The sequence below is a fragment of the Amycolatopsis sp. lyj-108 genome (assembly GCF_046549005.1).
In the GTDB taxonomy this organism is placed as follows: domain Bacteria; phylum Actinomycetota; class Actinomycetes; order Mycobacteriales; family Pseudonocardiaceae; genus Amycolatopsis.
In genome coordinates this window covers 24,337-41,440 of the sequence record NZ_JAJPWQ010000019.1, presented here as the reverse complement: position 1 = coordinate 41,440, position 17,104 = coordinate 24,337, and the positions used below count along the sequence as shown (strand labels likewise).

At 68.6% G+C, this 17,104-nt stretch carries 20 protein-coding genes; 6 read left to right on the top strand and 14 right to left on the bottom strand.

Going from position 1 to position 17,104, the window contains the following annotated elements; all coding sequences use genetic code 11:
- Positions 1-94: 94 nt before the first annotated feature.
- Entirely contained in the window at positions 95-682 is a 588-nt protein-coding gene (locus ACLJO0_RS42765; protein ID WP_410585614.1) for a transglutaminase-like domain-containing protein, read from the bottom strand.
- Positions 679-1,239 (bottom strand): TetR/AcrR family transcriptional regulator, encoded by a 561-nt coding sequence (locus tag ACLJO0_RS42760; protein WP_410585613.1) that lies wholly within the window; start codon positions 1,237-1,239, stop codon positions 679-681. The genes ACLJO0_RS42765 and ACLJO0_RS42760 overlap by 4 nt, the downstream gene beginning before the upstream one ends.
- An 87-nt stretch (positions 1,240-1,326) precedes the next feature.
- Here ACLJO0_RS42760 and ACLJO0_RS42755 point away from each other — a divergent pair, with 87 nt between their 5' ends.
- Together ACLJO0_RS42755 and ACLJO0_RS42750 are read left to right on the top strand one after the other, a co-directional pair.
- Positions 1,327-2,025 (top strand): alpha/beta fold hydrolase, encoded by a 699-nt coding sequence (locus ACLJO0_RS42755; protein WP_410585612.1) that lies wholly within the window; start codon positions 1,327-1,329, stop codon positions 2,023-2,025.
- Between the two features lie 166 nt (positions 2,026-2,191).
- The gene (locus ACLJO0_RS42750) at positions 2,192-3,055 is read left to right on the top strand and encodes an alpha/beta hydrolase (protein ID WP_410585611.1); all 864 of its coding nucleotides are present in this window, start codon (positions 2,192-2,194) and stop codon (positions 3,053-3,055) included.
- A 166-nt stretch (positions 3,056-3,221) separates the two neighbouring features.
- On the opposite strand, the gene ACLJO0_RS42745 is transcribed toward ACLJO0_RS42750, so the two are convergent.
- The 10 genes from ACLJO0_RS42745 to ACLJO0_RS42700 all read right to left on the bottom strand — a co-directional run bounded on the left by ACLJO0_RS42745 (position 3,222) and on the right by ACLJO0_RS42700 (position 10,825).
- A complete protein-coding gene (locus ACLJO0_RS42745) occupies positions 3,222-3,572 on the bottom strand; it encodes a hypothetical protein (RefSeq protein WP_125791254.1) in 351 nt (116 codons plus the stop codon).
- Between the two features lie 13 nt (positions 3,573-3,585).
- Positions 3,586-5,019, bottom strand: a complete 1,434-nt coding sequence (locus ACLJO0_RS42740) for an MBOAT family O-acyltransferase (protein WP_125791255.1) — start codon at positions 5,017-5,019, stop codon at positions 3,586-3,588.
- Between the two features lie 86 nt (positions 5,020-5,105).
- Complete coding sequence (rlmB, locus tag ACLJO0_RS42735) at positions 5,106-6,062, bottom strand: 23S rRNA (guanosine(2251)-2'-O)-methyltransferase RlmB (protein ID WP_410585610.1); 957 nt, start codon at positions 6,060-6,062, stop codon at positions 5,106-5,108.
- 35 nt (positions 6,063-6,097) lie between these two features.
- Positions 6,098-7,489, bottom strand: a complete 1,392-nt coding sequence (gene cysS / locus ACLJO0_RS42730) for a cysteine--tRNA ligase (RefSeq protein WP_410585609.1) — start codon at positions 7,487-7,489, stop codon at positions 6,098-6,100.
- 46 nt (positions 7,490-7,535) lie between these two features.
- Positions 7,536-8,222 carry an HAD family hydrolase gene (locus ACLJO0_RS42725; RefSeq protein WP_410585608.1) on the bottom strand — a complete coding sequence of 229 codons (687 nt, stop codon included), beginning with the start codon at positions 8,220-8,222 and terminating at the stop codon, positions 7,536-7,538.
- Positions 8,223-8,329: 107 nt separating this feature from the next.
- Positions 8,330-8,725: a PPOX class F420-dependent oxidoreductase gene (locus ACLJO0_RS42720; RefSeq protein ID WP_125791259.1), complete on the bottom strand. Its 396-nt coding sequence runs from the start codon at positions 8,723-8,725 to the stop codon at positions 8,330-8,332.
- Between the two features lie 10 nt (positions 8,726-8,735).
- Positions 8,736-9,131: a PPOX class F420-dependent oxidoreductase gene (locus tag ACLJO0_RS42715; protein WP_410585607.1), complete on the bottom strand. Its 396-nt coding sequence runs from the start codon at positions 9,129-9,131 to the stop codon at positions 8,736-8,738.
- A 28-nt stretch (positions 9,132-9,159) separates the two neighbouring features.
- On the bottom strand, positions 9,160-9,630 hold the full coding sequence (ispF, locus tag ACLJO0_RS42710; RefSeq protein WP_034310203.1) for a 2-C-methyl-D-erythritol 2,4-cyclodiphosphate synthase: 471 nt from the start codon (positions 9,628-9,630) through the stop codon (positions 9,160-9,162).
- Positions 9,627-10,274, bottom strand: coding sequence for a 2-C-methyl-D-erythritol 4-phosphate cytidylyltransferase (locus tag ACLJO0_RS42705; RefSeq protein ID WP_410585606.1), 648 nt, complete (start codon positions 10,272-10,274; stop codon positions 9,627-9,629). Before ACLJO0_RS42705 ends, ispF begins: the two co-directional genes overlap by 4 nt.
- Positions 10,275-10,333: 59 nt before the next feature.
- Positions 10,334-10,825, bottom strand: a complete 492-nt coding sequence (locus ACLJO0_RS42700; protein WP_005165253.1) for a CarD family transcriptional regulator — start codon at positions 10,823-10,825, stop codon at positions 10,334-10,336.
- A 297-nt stretch (positions 10,826-11,122) separates the two neighbouring features.
- Here ACLJO0_RS42700 and ACLJO0_RS42695 point away from each other — a divergent pair, with 297 nt between their 5' ends.
- Complete coding sequence (locus ACLJO0_RS42695; protein WP_410585605.1) at positions 11,123-11,827, top strand: hypothetical protein; 705 nt, start codon at positions 11,123-11,125, stop codon at positions 11,825-11,827.
- Positions 11,828-11,964: 137 nt separating this feature from the next.
- Complete coding sequence (gene radA / locus ACLJO0_RS42690; protein WP_125786106.1) at positions 11,965-13,323, top strand: DNA repair protein RadA; 1,359 nt, start codon at positions 11,965-11,967, stop codon at positions 13,321-13,323.
- Here the strand turns inward: radA and ACLJO0_RS42685 are convergent.
- Both ACLJO0_RS42685 and ACLJO0_RS42680 read right to left on the bottom strand, forming a co-directional pair.
- The gene (locus tag ACLJO0_RS42685; RefSeq protein ID WP_410585604.1) at positions 13,320-14,477 is read right to left on the bottom strand and encodes a CU044_5270 family protein; all 1,158 of its coding nucleotides are present in this window, start codon (positions 14,475-14,477) and stop codon (positions 13,320-13,322) included. The two genes, radA and ACLJO0_RS42685, sit on opposite strands and share 4 nt — an antisense overlap.
- Positions 14,464-15,093: an RNA polymerase sigma factor gene (locus tag ACLJO0_RS42680; protein WP_410585603.1), complete on the bottom strand. Its 630-nt coding sequence runs from the start codon at positions 15,091-15,093 to the stop codon at positions 14,464-14,466. Before ACLJO0_RS42680 ends, ACLJO0_RS42685 begins: the two co-directional genes overlap by 14 nt.
- A gap of 158 nt (positions 15,094-15,251) precedes the next feature.
- On the opposite strand from ACLJO0_RS42680, the gene ACLJO0_RS42675 reads away from it, so the two are divergent.
- Together ACLJO0_RS42675 and ACLJO0_RS42670 are read left to right on the top strand one after the other, a co-directional pair.
- Positions 15,252-15,917, top strand: coding sequence for a C39 family peptidase (locus ACLJO0_RS42675; protein ID WP_125786103.1), 666 nt, complete (start codon positions 15,252-15,254; stop codon positions 15,915-15,917).
- Positions 15,918-16,021: 104 nt separating this feature from the next.
- Positions 16,022-16,978: a glycoside hydrolase family 6 protein gene (locus tag ACLJO0_RS42670; protein WP_410585602.1), complete on the top strand. Its 957-nt coding sequence runs from the start codon at positions 16,022-16,024 to the stop codon at positions 16,976-16,978.
- The last annotated feature ends 126 nt before the right edge of the window (positions 16,979-17,104 follow it).

Genomic DNA, 17,104 nt, shown 5'->3' with positions numbered 1-17,104 from the left:
ATAAGAAATTCGGGGGAAAGGCACCAACAACGAATGTGACGCACGGCGATACCGGTTTCGCATCGGAGGTTTCGCCGGATCACGGAAAAACCACTCACGGAGCGTGCGGAAGGATTCCTTCGTACCACGCGGGTCCGGGCTTCGCCGACGACAAGGTTTCGACGACGGCCGAAGACGGTGTGGTGTAGACCGTGGGGAAGTCGATCTCGCCTCTGCCGGGGTCCAGTGTCCACGCGAGCCGCTCATCTTCCAGCAGAAAATGCGCGTCCGCACCATTTTTGTTGCCTCTGGGGTCGAGCCGGATCCACCGGCCGAGGACGGCGAGATACACGCCGTTGAGCCCGTGCAGGACGCCGATCCGCTGATAGCAGAACCCGGCCGGGATGCCTTGGCTGCGAAGCAAAGCGGCCAGTAGGTGGGCCTTCGCGTAGCAGAGCCCGACCCGCTCGCGCAGAACCTCGGAGGCCATAAGGGTGATCCGGGAATCGGCCGCGTCCACCGTATGGGCGATCTCGTCGCGCACGAAGTGAAACATCGAACGAATCACGTCGACTTCGGTGCCGCCGGTCGGTGACAGCCGGTCAGCCGTTTCGCGGATCAGTGGATGATCGTGGTCGACGACCGCGTCGGCGACGAGATAATCTTCGAGCCGCTCGGATTCGATCTTCAGTGCGATTTTCACGCGGCACCGCCCAGTACTGTGTCGACAGCCTCTTCGAGAAATTTCGGACCGGCTTCGCCGCCGCGCAGCAGTAGCCGGAACCAGATCGCCCCCGCGAGCAGATCCATCACCAGGACCGGATCGACGCCGTCGCGCAGTTCGCCTCTCGTGGCGGCGCGTTCGAAGATCGGCTCTTCGCGCGCCATGCGGTCGGCGAAGAAACTCCGTGACACGTCACCGAGTTCCGGACGTCGAGGGCCTGCCGTCAATGCCGCCGTGACGACCGGCGCGGTGCGCTCCGAAGTCAGCAGCCGGTGGATTTGTGTTGCCACGGCAAGGAGATCGCCGCGCAGGCTGCCGGTATCGGGGACGTCGACGGCGAACAGTCCCGAATCGCGCAGCGCGGCGGCCAGTAGCGCGTCCTTCGATGGCCACCATCGGTACAGCGTCGTCTTGTTGACGCCGGACCGCGCGGCGACGGCCTCGATGGCGAGCTTGTCGTATCCGTGCTCGGCCAGCAGTTCGAGGGTGGCGGCGAAGATCGCCTCGGCCTTGCGGGGGCCGTTCCGGGTGGTCACCGGAGAACAATACAACGCACCGTTGCGTTCCGGTGCGATCGCGCGTACTTTGCAACGCAACGGTGCGTTGCATTCAGGAGGTAGTCCATGGTTCCCCTCGTCTTCGTCCACGGCATCCGGCTCAGCGGTGCCGCCTGGTCCGAGCAGCTGGAACGCTCCGCGTGGCCGGCGAGAGCGGTCGACCTGCCGGGGCACGGCACCCGCCGGGGCGAGCGGTTCACCTTGGCCGCGGCAGCGGACGCGGTCGTCGAAGGCGTCGACGAGCCCGCACTGGTCGTCGGGCATTCCCTTGGTGGTTTCGTCGCGATCGCCGCGGCGGCACGGCATCCGGAGCGTGTCGCCGGTCTGCTCGTCGCGGACTCGACCTACCTGCCCGGCAAGACGCTGGAGGCACCGTTCCGCGTGGCGCACCGCTTGCTCATGCGGCTGCCGGACCACGGCGAAGGGCTGAGCCGACGGCAGTTCCGGAGCGTCCTGCCGCCGAAACTCGCCGAGGCCGTGATCGACGGCGGCATCGCGACCGAGGTGATCCCGGACGTCGCCGAGGCTTTCGCCGACTTCGACGTGCTCGGGGAACTCAGGACATACCCGGGCCCGACCTGGCTCATCAACGGCTCACGCGACCACTTCCGCCGCCACGAACGCCGCTTTCTCGACGCCTGCGCCGACGGCAGGCTGGTCAACGTCCCGAAGGCGGGGCACTACCTGCCGATGGTGCGCGGCAAGGAGTTCGCTCAGCTGGTGCTCGACGCGGCCCGCAGCCTGTCGATCTCGGGTACCCGATAAATCAGAGGTGTCCGGCGGCGCTTCTCGCTAAGGTGATCGGCATGTGTTCCGTCATCCACACTTGGCAGGCCATTCGCATCCGGCCGGCGCGCTGACCTGACGCCGCCCGTCGTCGGCGTCGAGGTCCACGTCCACTGTTCGCCAAAGGATGACAAGGATCTTGATCATGAGCGCACTTTCGCGCCCTGTTTTCGTTTTCGTTCACGGAGGCTCCAGTAACGCACGGGCCTGGGGTCCGCTGCAGAACGAACTGGCTCTGCTCGGATACCGTTCGCGCGCCGTCGACCTACCCGGCCACGGCGACCTCGCGGACAGCCCCGCCGCCTACTACCGGCAACCGCAGGACCTCGCGGCACTGGCGGCCGCTCCCTCCCCGATGCGCGGAGTCACGTTGCAGGACAACGTGCGGCAGGTGGTGGACACCCTCCGGCGGCTCGACGGCCAAGGACCGCCCGTCCTGGTCGGCAACAGCCTCGGCGGGCTGACGATCAGCGCCGTCGCCAACGCCGCGCCGGAACTGCTCGACCGCGTCGTCTACCTCTCCGCCCTCTGTCTCAGCGACCCGGCCATGCTCACCGAACCGTGGGATGTGGTCGACGAGAACCTGCTGGACGCGCTGTCGGCGCGGATCGCCGTGCCGGAGGTGAACGAACCCGGGGTGGCCCGGCTGAACTGGCGCAGTGCCCACGGCGACCCGGCCTTGTTCGCCGAACTGAAGGCCGCGATCATGGCCGACTCCACCGACCACCAGTTCCGGCTGTTGCTCGACTCCCTGGATCCGGACGAGAGCTACGCGGTTCTCGAGCCGGGCGCGCTGGTTCAGGCGGACGGGTGGGGGCGTGTCCCGCACACCTACGTCCGGCTCGCCGAGGACCTCAGCATCACTCCGGCGGTGCAGGATTACATGATCCGCAAGGCCGACGAGCTGACTCCGCACAACCCGTTCGAGGTGCACACCCTGGCCTCGTCGCACGTCGGCTACTTCAGCCGGCCGGAGATCTTCGCCGAACTGCTGGTCGATCTGGTCTGAGACAGCGCCCTCGCCGCCGGTTTCGGCGGCGGGGGTGCTCAGGCTCGCAGCCTGACGATCTCCGCGGTCAGCTCGGAACGGAGCGAGTCGTACCGAGGCCAGACATGCGGGTGCGGGAACGGATCCGTGTTGCCGAGGATCTCCAGTCGTCGGTCATGCGGCCAAGCTAGCCGACCGGCAGCAGCGAACCCTCCCCGTTGGACGGGAACTGAGCGGCCAGCCGGACCGGCGCCGCGTGGGGCGCGAGGACGATCGACGCGAACTGGGTCGACGTGTCTCCCGCGCGACCCGTGTAGTTGGTATGCAGGTGCACGCTGACGTGCACATTCCGGTCGGCGGGGATTTCGAACATGACGGCGCCCCATGAGACCACGTACTGCCTGCCGTCGATGCTCGCGAGAGGCGCGAAGATCTGGGCATGGCGGACGAGCGGAATGTCGATGGTGAGCAGCCGCCGCGGGCCGTCGTGGTTGTCGACGTAGGCGATCACGCCGGGCTGTGCGGCCAGGTCGGTCATGCTCGTGGCTCCCTCAGAACTGGTAGTAGAGGAACGGGCTGAACGTGCCGGTCGCGATCAGGATGGCCGCGTACACCAGCCCCACGGTCATCACCCCGATCCGCAGCGCGGTGGCCGGGCGGCTTCGCGACGACTCCAGCAGCGGCCCGGTCACCGGATGCGCGGGCAGGAACACGATCGCCAGCGCGCACAGCAGGATCAGCAGCCGCTGGTTGGTCACCGCGCTCTCGACGACGTCGGTGAGGCCCGTGAAGTCCGGCAGCACCATGTGCCCGATCATGCCGAGCGCGTGCGGCAGGTCCTTGGCGCGGAAGAACACCCAGCCGAAGACCACGAGCACGAGTGTCAGCGCGCGGCGGCCGATGCGGGCGGCCTGGGTCTTGGGGGTGACGTCGTAGCCGAAAGCGCGTTCCACGATCAGCAGCGCGCCGTGGTAGATGCCCCAGATCAGGAACGTCCACTGCGCGCCGTGCCAGAAGCCGGTCAGCACGAACACGATGCACAGGTTCCGGTACGTATGCCCGGCGCCGGTGCGGTTGCCGCCCAGCGGGATGTAGACGTAGTCGCGGAACCAGCGCGACAGCGACATGTGCCACCGCCGCCAGAACTCGGTGATGGTCACCGACGAGTACGGTCGCGCGAAGTTCTCCGGGAGCCGGAAGCCGAGCATGCGGCCGAGCCCGATCGCCATGTCGGAGTACCCGGAGAAGTCGAAGAACAGCTGAAGCGTGTATCCGATCGCGCCGAGCCAGGCGATCGCGAAGGTCATCTGATCCGGTGGCGTGTTGAAACACGCGTCGACCATCGGGCTGAGCGAGTCCGCGATGATCGTCTTCTTGCACAGTCCGAGCGCGAAACGCGGGAAGCCGGCGGCGATGTCGTCGAGGCGGTGCGACCGCTGTTGCGGCAGCTGGTCGGCGATCTCGCGGTACCGCACGATCGGCCCGGCCACCAGCTGCGGGAACATCGCGATGTACGCGGCGAACGACACCGGGTTGCGCAGCGCGCGGCGTTCACCGCGGTAGATGTCCACCACGTAGGAGATGTGGTGGAACGTGTAGAACGAGATGCCGATCGGGATGACGAGGTCGGCCACCGGGAAACCGCCGCCGAACCAGTGCGTCACGGCCGCGATCTGCTGCGTCGCGAAACCCGCGTACTTCCAGATCAGCAGCATGCCGACGTTGAGGCCGATGACCCCGAGCAGCAGCCGCTTGCGCCGTTTGTTCTGCAGATCCCACGCGTTCGGCTCCAGCGCGGGCCCGGCCAGGAAGTTGACCACCATGCAGCCGATCAGCACCAGCGTGTACGGCCCGGCGCCGGTGGCGTAGAAGATCAGGCTGCCGACCGCGACGATGCCGTTCCGCCAGCTGCGCGGGCACAGCAGCACGGCGAGCAGGACCGCCGGCATGAAGTACCACAGGAACAGCGGTGAAATGAACGACATCGGTGCGGGGTCCCCCAGGGCGGTTACGCGTTATCCGCTGGTGACCTTAGCCTGCGCGCCCCGCACCGTGTGACTGAAGTGCGGGGTCAGACACGTCCCGCGAGCCGGCGGCGGCGTGCCACCTCGGCCAGCAGCACCCCGGCCGCGACCGACGCGTTGAGCGACTCGACACCGGCGGCCATCGGGATCGACACGGTCGCGTCACAGGTCTCGCGCACCAGCCGGGAAAGGCCGCGGCCTTCCGAGCCGAGCACGATGACCAGCGGGTCCGACGCGACGTCCAGCTCGTCGATGTCGACCGAGCCGTCCGCGTCGAGGCCGACGACCATCAGGCCGTCGTCCTTCCACGCCTTCAGCTGACGGGTCAGGTTGGTCGCGACGGCGATCGGCAGCTTGGCGGCGGTGCCGGCGGAGGTCCGCCACGCGACCGCGGTCATCCCCGCGCTGCGCCGCTCCGGCAGGAGGACGCCCTGCGCGCCGAACGCGGCGGCCGAGCGGATCACCGCGCCGAGGTTGCGCGGGTCGGTGACGCCGTCGAGCGCGACGAACAGCGGGGTCTGACCCGAGTCCTTCGCCACCGCCATCAGGTCACGCGGGTCGGCGTACACGAACGGCGGGACCTGCAGGCCGAGGCCCTGGTGCATGGCCCGGTTCGTCTTGCGGTCGAGTTCCTCGCGCGGGATCTCCAGGATCGAGATGCCCTTGTCGCCGGCGAGCCGGACGGCCTCGTTGACGCGGTCGTCGATCTCGATGTTGATCGCGACGTACAGCGCGGTGGCGGGCACGTCGGCGCGCAACGCCTCGACGACCGGGTTGCGGCCGGCGATCAGTTCCGGCTTGTCGGCCTTCTTCTGCCGGGCCTGCTCCTTGCGGTCACGCGCGTTCGACATGCGATACGCCTTGTGCCCCGGACGGTCCTCGGCCTTGGGCGTCGGGCCCTTGCCTTCGAGGCCCTTCCGGCGCTGGCCGCCGGAGCCGACGACCTGACCCTTCTTCGTGCCGGGCTTGCGAATAGCGCCCTGGCGCCGGGAGTTGCCTGCCATCAGTGAGAATCCTTGAGCTAGAGACCGAGTAAGTGTCAGACGTCCTTGACGGTCCACTGTGGACCGTTCGGGGTGTCTTCCACCACGATGCCCGCCTGCTGGAGGCGGTCACGCGCGGCGTCCGCACGGGCGAAGTCCTTCTCGGCGCGGGCCTGCTGCCGTTCGGCGAGCAGCCCTTCCACGAGTTCGGACAGCGCCTGCCGGGTGGGCGTTTCGTTGCCGCCCGCCTCGGACCAGCGCGCGGAGAGCGGGTCGAGGCCGAGCACGTCGGTCATCGCGCGCACGGAGGCGGCGATTTCGAGTGCCTTGGAATTGTCGGCCGCGTCGAGTGCTGCGTTACCGTCGCGGACCGTGTTGTGCAGCACTGCGAAGGCCTGCGGAGTGGCCAGGTCGTCGTCGAGCGCGGCGGCGAACTCCTTCGGGACCTCGCCGAGGTGGACCGCGCCGGCGATGCCCGCCGTGCGGCGAAGGAACTGCTCGATCCGGCGGTAGCCCTGCGCGGCCTCGCCGACCGCCCCGTCGGAGTACTCGATCGTCGACCGGTAGTGCGGCTGGACCAGGTAGTACCGCAGTTCGGGCGCCCGGTAGTTCTCGAGCATCGCCGGGATCGAGACCGTGTTGCCCAGCGACTTCGACATCTTCTCGCCGGACATGGTCACCCAGGCGTTGTGCAGCCAGAACCGCGCGAACCCGTCGCCCGCCGCGTTGGACTGCGCGCGCTCGTTCTCGTGGTGCGGGAACACCAGGTCGACGCCGCCGCCGTGGATGTCGAACTCCGCGCCGAGGTACGCCGTCGCCATCGCCGAGCATTCGAGGTGCCAGCCGGGACGGCCGGAACCCCACGGCGTCGGCCACGACGGCTCGCCCGGCTTCGCGGCCTTCCACAGCGTGAAGTCGCGCGGGTCGCGCTTGCCCTCGCCGAGGCTCTCGCCCTGCTGGACCTCGTCGAGTTTCTGGCCGGACAGATCGCCGTAGCCGTCGAACGCCTTGACCGAGAAGTACACGTCGCCGCCCGAGGCGTAGGCGTGCCCGCCGTCGATCAGCCGCTGCATCAGCTCGACCATCTGCGTGACGTGCCCCGTCGCCCGGGGGGCGATCGAAGGCGGCAGGCAGCCCAGCGACTCGTACGCCGATTCGAAGGCGCGTTCGTGCGTGGCCGCCCACTCCCACCAGGGACGATCCGCGTCCGCGGCCTTGGTGAGGATCTTGTCGTCGATGTCGGTGACGTTGCGGACCATCAGCACGTCGAGTCCACTGTGGACGAGCCAGCGACGCAGGACGTCGTAGTTCAGCGCGCCGCGGACGTGACCGATATGGGGAACGCCCTGCACGGTGGCACCACACACGTACATGGACGCCGTTCCGCTACGGGCGGGGTGGAATTCCCGCACGCTCCGGGTCGCGGTGTCGTAGAGGTGTAGTGCCACCCTAAAAGGGTACGGGGTCGGCGTGAGCGGTGTCGCAGTGACCGTATTACAGCAGGTTATGGGTGCGCATGACGCTGAGCAGGGCGTCCGGCCGCTCGGTCGTCGGCAGGGGCTCCACCAGCGCGAACGCGCAGCCGATCTCCCGCGCGGCGCCGTCCGCCTCCTCGCTGTCGCCGACCATGAGCGTTTCCGCGGGGTCGACGCCGAGCCGCTCGACGGCCGTGCGGAAGATCTCCGGCTCCGGCTTCACCGCTCCGACCTCGAACGACAGGATGAACTCGTCGACGAACGAGTCCCAGCCGCGGCGGCTGAACGCCGGCCGGATGTCGAAGGCGATGTTGCTCAGCACCCCGAGCTTCACACCCTTGCCGGAGACACCCTTGAGGACGGCTTCGGTGTCCGGGTACGGCGTCCACTGGCTGGGATCGATCAGCCGGGTGTAGAGCGCGACGGCCTGGTCGGCGTGCGGCACCCCGGACTGCTTGAGCACCTCGAGGTACACCTTCCGGTGCAGCACCGGGTCGCGGTCGCGGTGGATCCAGGCGTGCAGATGCTCCTCGTCGAGATCGACGACCTGGCCGACCGGCGCGGTCATCCGGCGCATCAGCTCGGTCTGGGCCTCGATGTCGAGGTTTTCCCCCTCGTGATCGGTGAGGTCGGCGAGCCAGGTCTCGTCCTGTTCGAGGCGGAAGACCGTGCCGGAGAAGTCGAACAACACAGCGCGAAAGGTCACGAGCCCCACATTAGCCACGATCGTGGGGTGTTCGCCGCTCCCCGCGCGTGAGATGAAAGGTCCTTTCCTTGCAAATTTTGCAAGGAAAGGACCTTTCATGGCGCGTGTCAGGCGGCGTTGCCGGTGATCCGGGTCGGCGTGATCCGGACCAGCACGCGGACGACGTCCGCCGGCTCCTCCGGGTAGTCCTTGCCGAGGTACTTGTGCGAGAGCTCGTTGATCAGCTCGCGCCCGCCTTCGTCGGTCATCTCCACGGTCCCGCGGATCTCGACGTAGTCGTACGGGTTCTCCTGGTCGAAGACCGAGACGGACACCCGCGGGTCCCTGGCCATGTTCCGCTCCTTGAGACGGCCGCGGACGGTCGCGAAGAGCACCGTGTCGCCGTCCCGCTTCGCCCACAGCACGGACGTCTGCGCGGAGCCGTCGGCGTTGATGGTCGCCAGCACCGGGAAGTTGTTGCCGTCGAGGAGTTTCTTGGTCGCGTCGTTGAAGGTCACACCCATGATCGCGAGCCTAAGCCACGTTCCCGGCGACCCTGTCCACCCGCAGGCGGACGATCACCCGCTCGACCTCCGGGCCCTCCGGCGGCGGGTCCTGGCCGAGGTACTTGTGGCTGAGCGCCTTCGGGAGCACCTTTTCGGGGTCCGGGGTGATCGTGACCGTGCCGCGCAGTTGCGTGTGCCGGTACGGGTTCTCCGCGTCGGTGATCGACACGCTCGCGCGAGGGTCGCGACGGAGGTTTCGCACCTTCAGCCTGTCTTCGGTGGCGCTGAAGACCAGATCGCCGTCGTCGAGGCCCACCCAGATGACCGAGGTCTGCGGGCCGCCGTCGGCGTCCAGCGTGGCCACGGTCGCGAAGTTCCTGCCGTCCACCAGTTCGCGGACCGGTTCGGGAAGTGTGACTGCCATGACAGCCCGAACCGGCTTCCGGCGGCGGCTATTCCTGCGAGGGCAGGAGCAGTGCCGTCGCGAACGCCGCGATGCCCTCGCCACGTCCGGTCAGGCCCAGCCCGTCGGTCGTCGTCCCGGAGACGCTCACCGGCCCGCCGACGGCCTCGCTCAACACCTTCTGGGCCTCTTCGCGGCGCTTCCCGACGCGCGGCGCGTTGCCCACGATCTGGACGGTCGCGTTCCCGACGGTCCAGCCACCCGCCTCGACCAGCCGCCGCGCCTCCGCGAGGAACTCGACACCGTGCTTGCCCGCCCACCGCGGATCGCCGGTGCCGAACACCGCGCCGAGATCACCGAGCCCGGCCGCGGACAGCAGCGCGTCACACAACGCGTGCGCCGCGACGTCGCCGTCGGAATGTCCCGCGCAGCCGTCGACGCCGGGCCAGAGAAGCCCGGCGATCCAGCATTCGCGGCCCGCCTCGACGGGGTGGACGTCGACGCCGTTCCCGATCCTCACAGGGTTTCCTCTTTCCCGGCCACCGCGATCGCTTCGGCCAGTTGCAGTTCGAACGCGTTGGTGACGCGCATCGCATCGGGATGCCCGGCGACGGTGTGCGCGCCGTCGAGAGACGGCTTGTCGGCATACGAGAGAAAAGTCTCACGAGTGAAGCCGAGCGGGGTTTGGGCCGTGCGCAGATATGCGCGGTCCTCGGTGCCGGTGATCACCTTCGCCGCGTCGGTCACCTTCACGGTGTCCGCCATCGGAAGTACGGGAACCACGAAAGGTGAGCCCGCACGGACCGCGTCCGCGACGGCACGGACCGTGTCCGCGGGAGTGAACGCACGCAAAGCGTCGTGCACGAGAAAGACGGGGTTTCCGGCGATTTCGTTTTCGACGGTGTCGAAAACGTGCTTGAGCGACGAGCCGGGTACTATCCGGCAACGGTTCCCGAAGCCACTCAAAGCGGCCGAAAACAAATCAGCACACCGCTCGGGGGCCGCTACGACCACCAGATCGAGATCCGGCAGCGCGAGCAGCCCCCGCACAGTGTGCGTGAGTAACGCTTCACCATTGACCGGCGCGAGAGCGAGCTCCGCGTCGGAGGCATGGTGTCTGACGACAGTGACGAACACGATCGTGCTCATATGGACGGTGCTCATATGTGCACGATCGTAGAGGTATCCCCCGCAGCCTCACCTGGCGTGGGACACCCGCCGGTTCAGACTGCCGCGGTTTCCAGAACTTCGTCGAGGAGGACTTCAGCCTTGTCCTCGTCGGTGCCCTCCGCGAGCGCCAGCTCGCTGACCAGAATTTGCCGCGCCTTCGCCAGCATGCGCTTCTCACCGGCTGAAAGTCCGCGGTCCTTCTCTCGCCGCCAGAGGTCGCGCACCACTTCGGCCACCTTGTTCACATCGCCGGAGGCGAGCTTCTCGAGGTTGGCCTTGTACCGACGAGACCAGTTCGTGGGCTCTTCGGTGTGCGGAGCACGCAGAACGTCGAAAACCTTGTCCAGTCCTTCTTGCCCGACGACATCACGAACACCGACGATCTCGGCGTTGTCAGCGGGCACGCGAACCGTAAGATCCCCTTGCGCGACTTTGAGGACGAGGTACTTCTTCTCCTCGCCCTTGATCACGCGGGTCTCGATGGCTTCGATGAGTGCGGCACCGTGGTGCGGGTAGACGACGGTCTCTCCGACCTTGAAAACCATGTGTCCTCTGCCCCTTTCGCTGAATTCATCTTAGCACGTGCCGACGAGGCCCACCTAGCGGCCCGCGATCGTCGTCGCAGGTCAGCGGCCTGATGGTGGTCCGCCCGGGGGTTGACAAACCCAATTCGCCCATGCTCACGCTGGTGAGAAGCGAACGATTTCCAAATCCTTTGTGGACGGTTGATCTTGGGCACGCCACCGCATTGGTGGCGTGTCAACACGCACCGGGTTCTCCGGTCGCGAAGGCGCCCGGCTAGTCTTCGCGGTGAAGAGGCCGTGAGATGGAAGGACTCCGACGTGAGGCTGCAGAATCGTCGCGTGTTCGGCGCAGGTGTGCTGGCGCTCGGCGCCGCGCTCGTGCTCGCCGGCTGCGGTGCTGGTCAGATCACCCAGACCGACTCGCAGCAGCCCGCGGTCAACGGGACGTACGCGCAGGCGAAGGACCTGGTGCTGCGGAACGCCGCGCTCCAGTTCCCCACCGAGGGCCAGGCGTACCCGGCCGGTGCCGCCGTGCCGCTGACGCTGACCATCGTGAACCAGGGCAAGCAGGACGACGAGCTCGTCTCGGTGTCCTCCGAGGCCGCCACGGGCGACGCCAAGATCACCGGGGCCAAGGCCATCGTCGCGAGCCACGCGCTCGTGATCGGCCCGTCCGACCCGGTCGAGTCGACCAAGGAGGTCGCTCCGACGAGCGCCCCGTCCTCCGCGCCGGCTTCGTCCTCGGGCGCGCCGTCGTCTTCGGGTGCCCCGTCGTCGAGTGTCGCCGGGACGGTCACGCCGTCCGCGGGCCCGGAGACGACCAACGCGCCGGATCAGGTGGGCAAGGCCACGGTCGTGCTGCAGGGGCTGAAGCAGCCGGTGTGGGCCGGCCAGACGATCAAGGTCACCTTCGTCTTCAAGAACTCCGGTTCGGTCACGCTGGACCTGCCGGTCGCGGCGCCGTCGCACCCGGGCAGCCGGGCGCCCGCGCCGGAAAAGGAAGCCAAGGGCGGCGGACACTAAGTCTCCGTAGCCAGCCGAAGGGGCCCTTCACCGCATCTCATGCGGTGAAGGGCCCCTTCGCTGCGTCACATGCGGTGAAAGTCCCCTTCAGCCCGTCGTTGCCCGGGTTTGTCGGTGGCGGCCGCTAGCCTCGCGGAGTGGTCAAGAAAGGCAGTACCTACCGCTGCGGCGAATGCGGGTACGAGGCGCCGAAGTGGGTCGGGCGCTGCCCGGAGTGTCAGGCGTGGGGAACGCTCGAGGAGCGCGGCGACGCCCGTCCCGCGATAGCCAGGGTCGCGGCGGGCGCGCCCAGTGCCCCGGCGCGCCCGATCGGCGAGGTCGACGTCGAGACGGCGCGCGCCAAGCCCACCGGCGTCTCCGAACTTGACCGGGTGCTCGGCGGCGGATTCGTGCCGGGCGCGGTGATCCTGCTCGCCGGTGAGCCCGGTGTCGGCAAGTCGACCCTCCTGCTGGAGGTCGCCTATCAATGGGCGTCCACCGCGGGCCGTGCGCTGTACGTCACCGGCGAGGAGTCGGCGGGGCAGGTGCGCCTGCGCGCCGAGCGCACCGGCAACGTCCACGACGAGATGTTCCTCGCGGCCGAAAGTGATCTCTCCGCGATCCTCGGCCACGTCGACGCGGTCAAGCCGGGGGTGCTGATCGTCGACTCGGTCCAGACCATGGCCTCGCCGCAGGTGGAAGGCGCGCCGGGCGGGGTCACGCAGGTCCGCGCGGTCACCGCCGGGCTGGTCGCGCTCGCCAAGGAGCGCGGGCTGCCGATCGTGCTGGTCGGTCACGTCACGAAGGACGGCTCGGTCGCCGGGCCGCGCGTGCTGGAGCACCTGGTCGACGTCGTCCTGCAGTTCGAGGGCGACAAGCATTCGACGCTGCGGATGCTGCGCGGGATCAAGAACCGGTTCGGCGCCGCCGACGAGATCGGCTGCTTCGAGCTCGTCGAGGAGGGCATCGTCGGCGTCCCCGACCCGTCGGGGCTGTTCCTCAGCCATACGGCGGAGCCGGTCGCGGGCACCGCGGTCACGGTGACGATGGAGGGCAAGCGGCCACTGCTCGGCGAGGTGCAGGCGCTGGTGTCGGCGACCCAGTCGCCGCAGCCGCGGCGCGCGGTGAGCGGTCTCGATTCGGCGCGTGTCGCGATGGTGCTGGCCGTGGTCGAGAAGCGGGCGAACATCAAGGTCGGCGACAAGGACGTCTACGTGGCGACGGTCGGCGGTATGAAGATCACCGAACCCGGCATCGACCTCGCGGTGGTGCTGGCCCTGATCTCCTCGGCGAGGGACACCCCGCTCTCGCCCAAACTCGTCGCGATGGGCGAGGTCGGGCTGTCGGGCGAGGTCCGGCGGGTGCCGAGCGTCGGGCGGCGGCTCGCGGAGGCCGCCCGGCTCGGCTTCACCTACGCGCTGGTGCCGCCGGACTCCGGCAAGATCCCGCCGGGGATCCGGGTGCTGGAGGTCTCGGACGTCGGAAGCGCGCTCAACGCCGCCAAGCACGCGCGCTAGCCGGGCGGGGGGCCGCCGTCGTCGGTGATCACCACCGAGATCGTCGTGTCGAACAAGGTCAGCCCCGGCCAGCCCTCGTCCTGGCCGGTGGACCGGACGGCGCGGTTCCCGACGACGGCCGCCGTGCCCCTGTCGACGACGAACGTGCGTGTCTGGTTCGGCAACGCGACCGTGAAGGACACCGCGGGCCGCCCGCCGGGAGTGGCCACACTCTCCACGGCGATGCCGGGCATTTTCGCGAGCGCTTTGCACAATGCCACCCGCAGCGCGCCGAAGCCCTGGGAAGACCGGAGGACGTTGAAGGCCATCTCGAACATCTCGGGCGCCGAGTTCGGCTGCTCCGGTGAGCGGCCGTCCGGCCAGAGGCCGTCGCGGCGGAGCCGCTCGGACAGCTTGGCCGGGTCGGTGGGCAGTTCCGAGAGGAACTCCGGGGTGGGGTGGGTCCACCCGCTTTTCGACGGCAGCCGATCCTGGGACGGGACGGGCGGCTGGGCCTCGGAGGTCTTCAACGGCGGAGGCACCGGTGACGTGGTGGTGGTTCGAGGCGGCTTCGCCTCGTCCACGGTGACGTGGGACGACGGGCCCGGAAGCGCTTCGCCGTAGGACATGGCCGTCTGGTAGTCGCCCTTGACCCATCGGATCTCGCCGGTTCCGGTGAAGCGCGTCTTGATCGGCTTCGAGCCGTGCGGCGGCAGCCATCGGTCGAGGATCTCGTGGGTTTGGTAGACGAGCCCGGTCTTGGTGACGTGCGTGGTCCAAGTGGATTCGGTGACGAGCCGGTACTGGTCGTCCCGGATCGGGAAGTCGTCGCCGTGGAGGGCTTCGAGCGCGTTTTCGCCCCGGGTGAGGGCCGAGTGGGCCGCGGGGTCCGGGCCGTCGTCGGCGGTGAAGACGTTCGTCGCCACGATCCCGCCGCCGGACACCAGCGCCGCGGCGGCCGCGGCCGCGATCCACCGCCACGAGCCCGGCCGCTTCTTCCTCGGGGGCGCGGTCGCGGGGAGGAGTTCGTCGTCGACGTCGCCGGCGGCCCGCAGGAGCGCCGCCCTGGCGCGGGACAGTTCGTCCTGCCGGGTTTCCGGTTCCGCGTGGAGGCCGGCCAGCGCCTCGTCGAGTTCGGCCTCGGACCACACCTTCCTGATGCTACCGCCGTGCACTTTCACCCTCCTCCTCGTTACCTGAACCGTCCTTTGTGGACTCCGGTGCGTTGGCGCGCAGCCATCTCCGGATCCGGTGCAGCCGCGATCTGACCGTCCCGGCGGGAATCCCCAGCGCCTCGGCGACCTCGCCGGGGTCCAGCCCCGCCCAGGAGACCAGCAGCAGGGTGTCCCGGTCGGCGACGCTCAATTCGGCCAGCGCGCCCGCCAGCTGGGCCGCGCGGGACTGCGCGTCGACCCGCTCGGCGACCCGGCCGTCGTGCCCGGCCGAGACCGTCTGGCCGGCGGCCGCGAGCCGGGCCGTCGCGGTGAGCGCCCGGGTCTCCGTGCGGACGTGGTGCCGCAGCAGATTCGTCGCGATGCCGTACAGCCAGGCCCGCGCCGTCCCGGCGTCCGGGCGGTACGTCTCCCGCCTCCGGAGCGCCACGAGGAACGTCTCGGCGACGAGGTCGTGCGCGGTCTCGGTGCCGACGCGGCGCGCGAGGTAGCGCTGCAGCGGGGCCGCGTGGGCGTCGAAGAGCATGCCGAAGACGGGCGCGGGGTCGGGACCACCGAGATCCGGCCTGTCCAGTCCACGCGTGCCGGCCTGCTCGTGATCGTCTTTCATCACCTGCACGATCGCTATTGCCCGATGAGCCCATGAGCGTTCATTCGATCCTACTTTCGTCGTGGGCCGATCGGGGACGACGCAGGTGAGGTGGCAGACAAAAGCCTCGGTACCGGCGATCCTGTTCACTATTCACCGATCTGAAGTGAAACTGGGGAAGGATTACCATGCGTCGACTCAGGACCGCGGTCGTCGCCGCGCTCGCGGTGTCCGCACTGATCACCGCTCCGGCGGTGGCCGTCGCCCAAGGTGAGAACGTCGTACCCGCGCCCGGCTTCGTGAATTCGATGGCGCCGCCCGCCAAGGTCGAAGGGGTCAGGGCAGCCGCCGAGCTCAACATCCAGTACCAGATCCAGGAGACCGGGTACTGGTGCGGCCCGGCCGCCACCCGCATCGCCATCTCGGCGAAGAACGGCAACCCGCCGAGCCAGCAGCAGCTCGCGAACGAGCTCCCGACCAGCACCAACGGCACCGACTGGATCGGGCAGGTCACCCGCGTCCTCAACAACCACGTCGCCGGTGGCTGGTACGAGACCAAGGAGATGCCGAACGATCCGCCGACCCAGGCGCAGCGCGACCTCCTGTGGCGCGACATCGTGCTGGACGTCGACAAGGGTTACGCGATCGTGGCGAACATCGTCGCCCCGGCGAACAACCACCCGCCGGGCTACCCGAACTACACGATCTACCACTACTTCACGATCATCGGCTACAACAGCGACAACATGACGGTGAAGATCGCCGACCCGGCCAACTTCGGCGGCAACCAGATCTACTGGCTCACCTTCAACCAGCTCGCCACCCTGATCCCGCCGAAGGGCTACTCGGCCTGACCCCTTCGCCATTCGGCACCTGCTTGCGGCACTTCGCGCCGCAAGCAGGTGCCGAATGGCCGGGTTGTACGAATCTTGTACGGGCGGGCTCGAAGCTGGTGATCATGCGCATCAAGACGCTCGGCCTGGTGGCCGCCTCGTTGCTGGCCCTTATCGCCGCACCGGCCCACGCCGCCGACGGCAACCCCCTTGAGAAGACCAACGGCTTCTACGTCGACCCGAACTCCAACCCCGCGACCTGGGTGAAGAACAACCCGGGCAGCACCGCCGACAAGATCAAGGCCGCCATCTCCACGAAGGCGGGCGCGCGCTGGTTCGGCAACTGGAGCGGGAACATCAAGACGGCCGTCGACGGCTACACCTACGCCGCCGACGTCGCGGACAAGCTGCCGATCCTGGTCGCCTACAACATCCCCGGCCGCGACTGCGGCGGTCACTCCGGTGGCGGCGCGGGCAGCCCGGAGGCGTACCGCACCTGGATCTCGAACTTCGCCGACGGCATCGGCGGCAAGCCCGCGGTCGTCGTCATCGAGCCGGACGCGCTCGCGCAGGTCGACTGCCTGCCCACCGGTGAGCGCCAGACCCGCCTCGACCTGCTCAAGTACGCCGCGGAGCAGTTCGCCGCGAAGGCCCCGAACACCTGGGCGTACATGGACGGCGGCAACTCGACCTGGATCCCGGCCGCGACCATGGCCGACCGGCTCAACGCCGTCGGCGTGAAGTCGATCCGCGGTCTCGCGATCAACGTGTCGAACTACAAGACCACCACCGACTCGGCGAACTACGGCAAGGCCGTCAGCGCGGCGCTGTCGAGCAAGTACGGCTACACCAAGCCGTTCGTGATCGACACGAGCCGCAACGGCAACGGCCCGCTGGGCTCCGAGTGGTGCAACCCGGCCGGGCGCAAGCTCGGGGCGACCTCGCAGACCGGCGGCGGCGCCGAGATGCTGCTGTGGGTCAAGGTGCCGGGTGACTCCGACGGCAAATGCGGCATCGCGCCGAACGTCGAAGCCGGTCAGTTCAGCCCCGATCTGGCCCTGCGCCTGATCAGCGGGACCTGACCGCTCCCTCAAGACCCGTCGCGCCGGCTGTTCGTCTGTGACTTTCGTTCTCCCGAGAAGGCGAAGGCCACGACCCCTTGGACAGCAGCCGGCGCGACGCCTCCAACTTCCCGTGAAGGGGGCCTT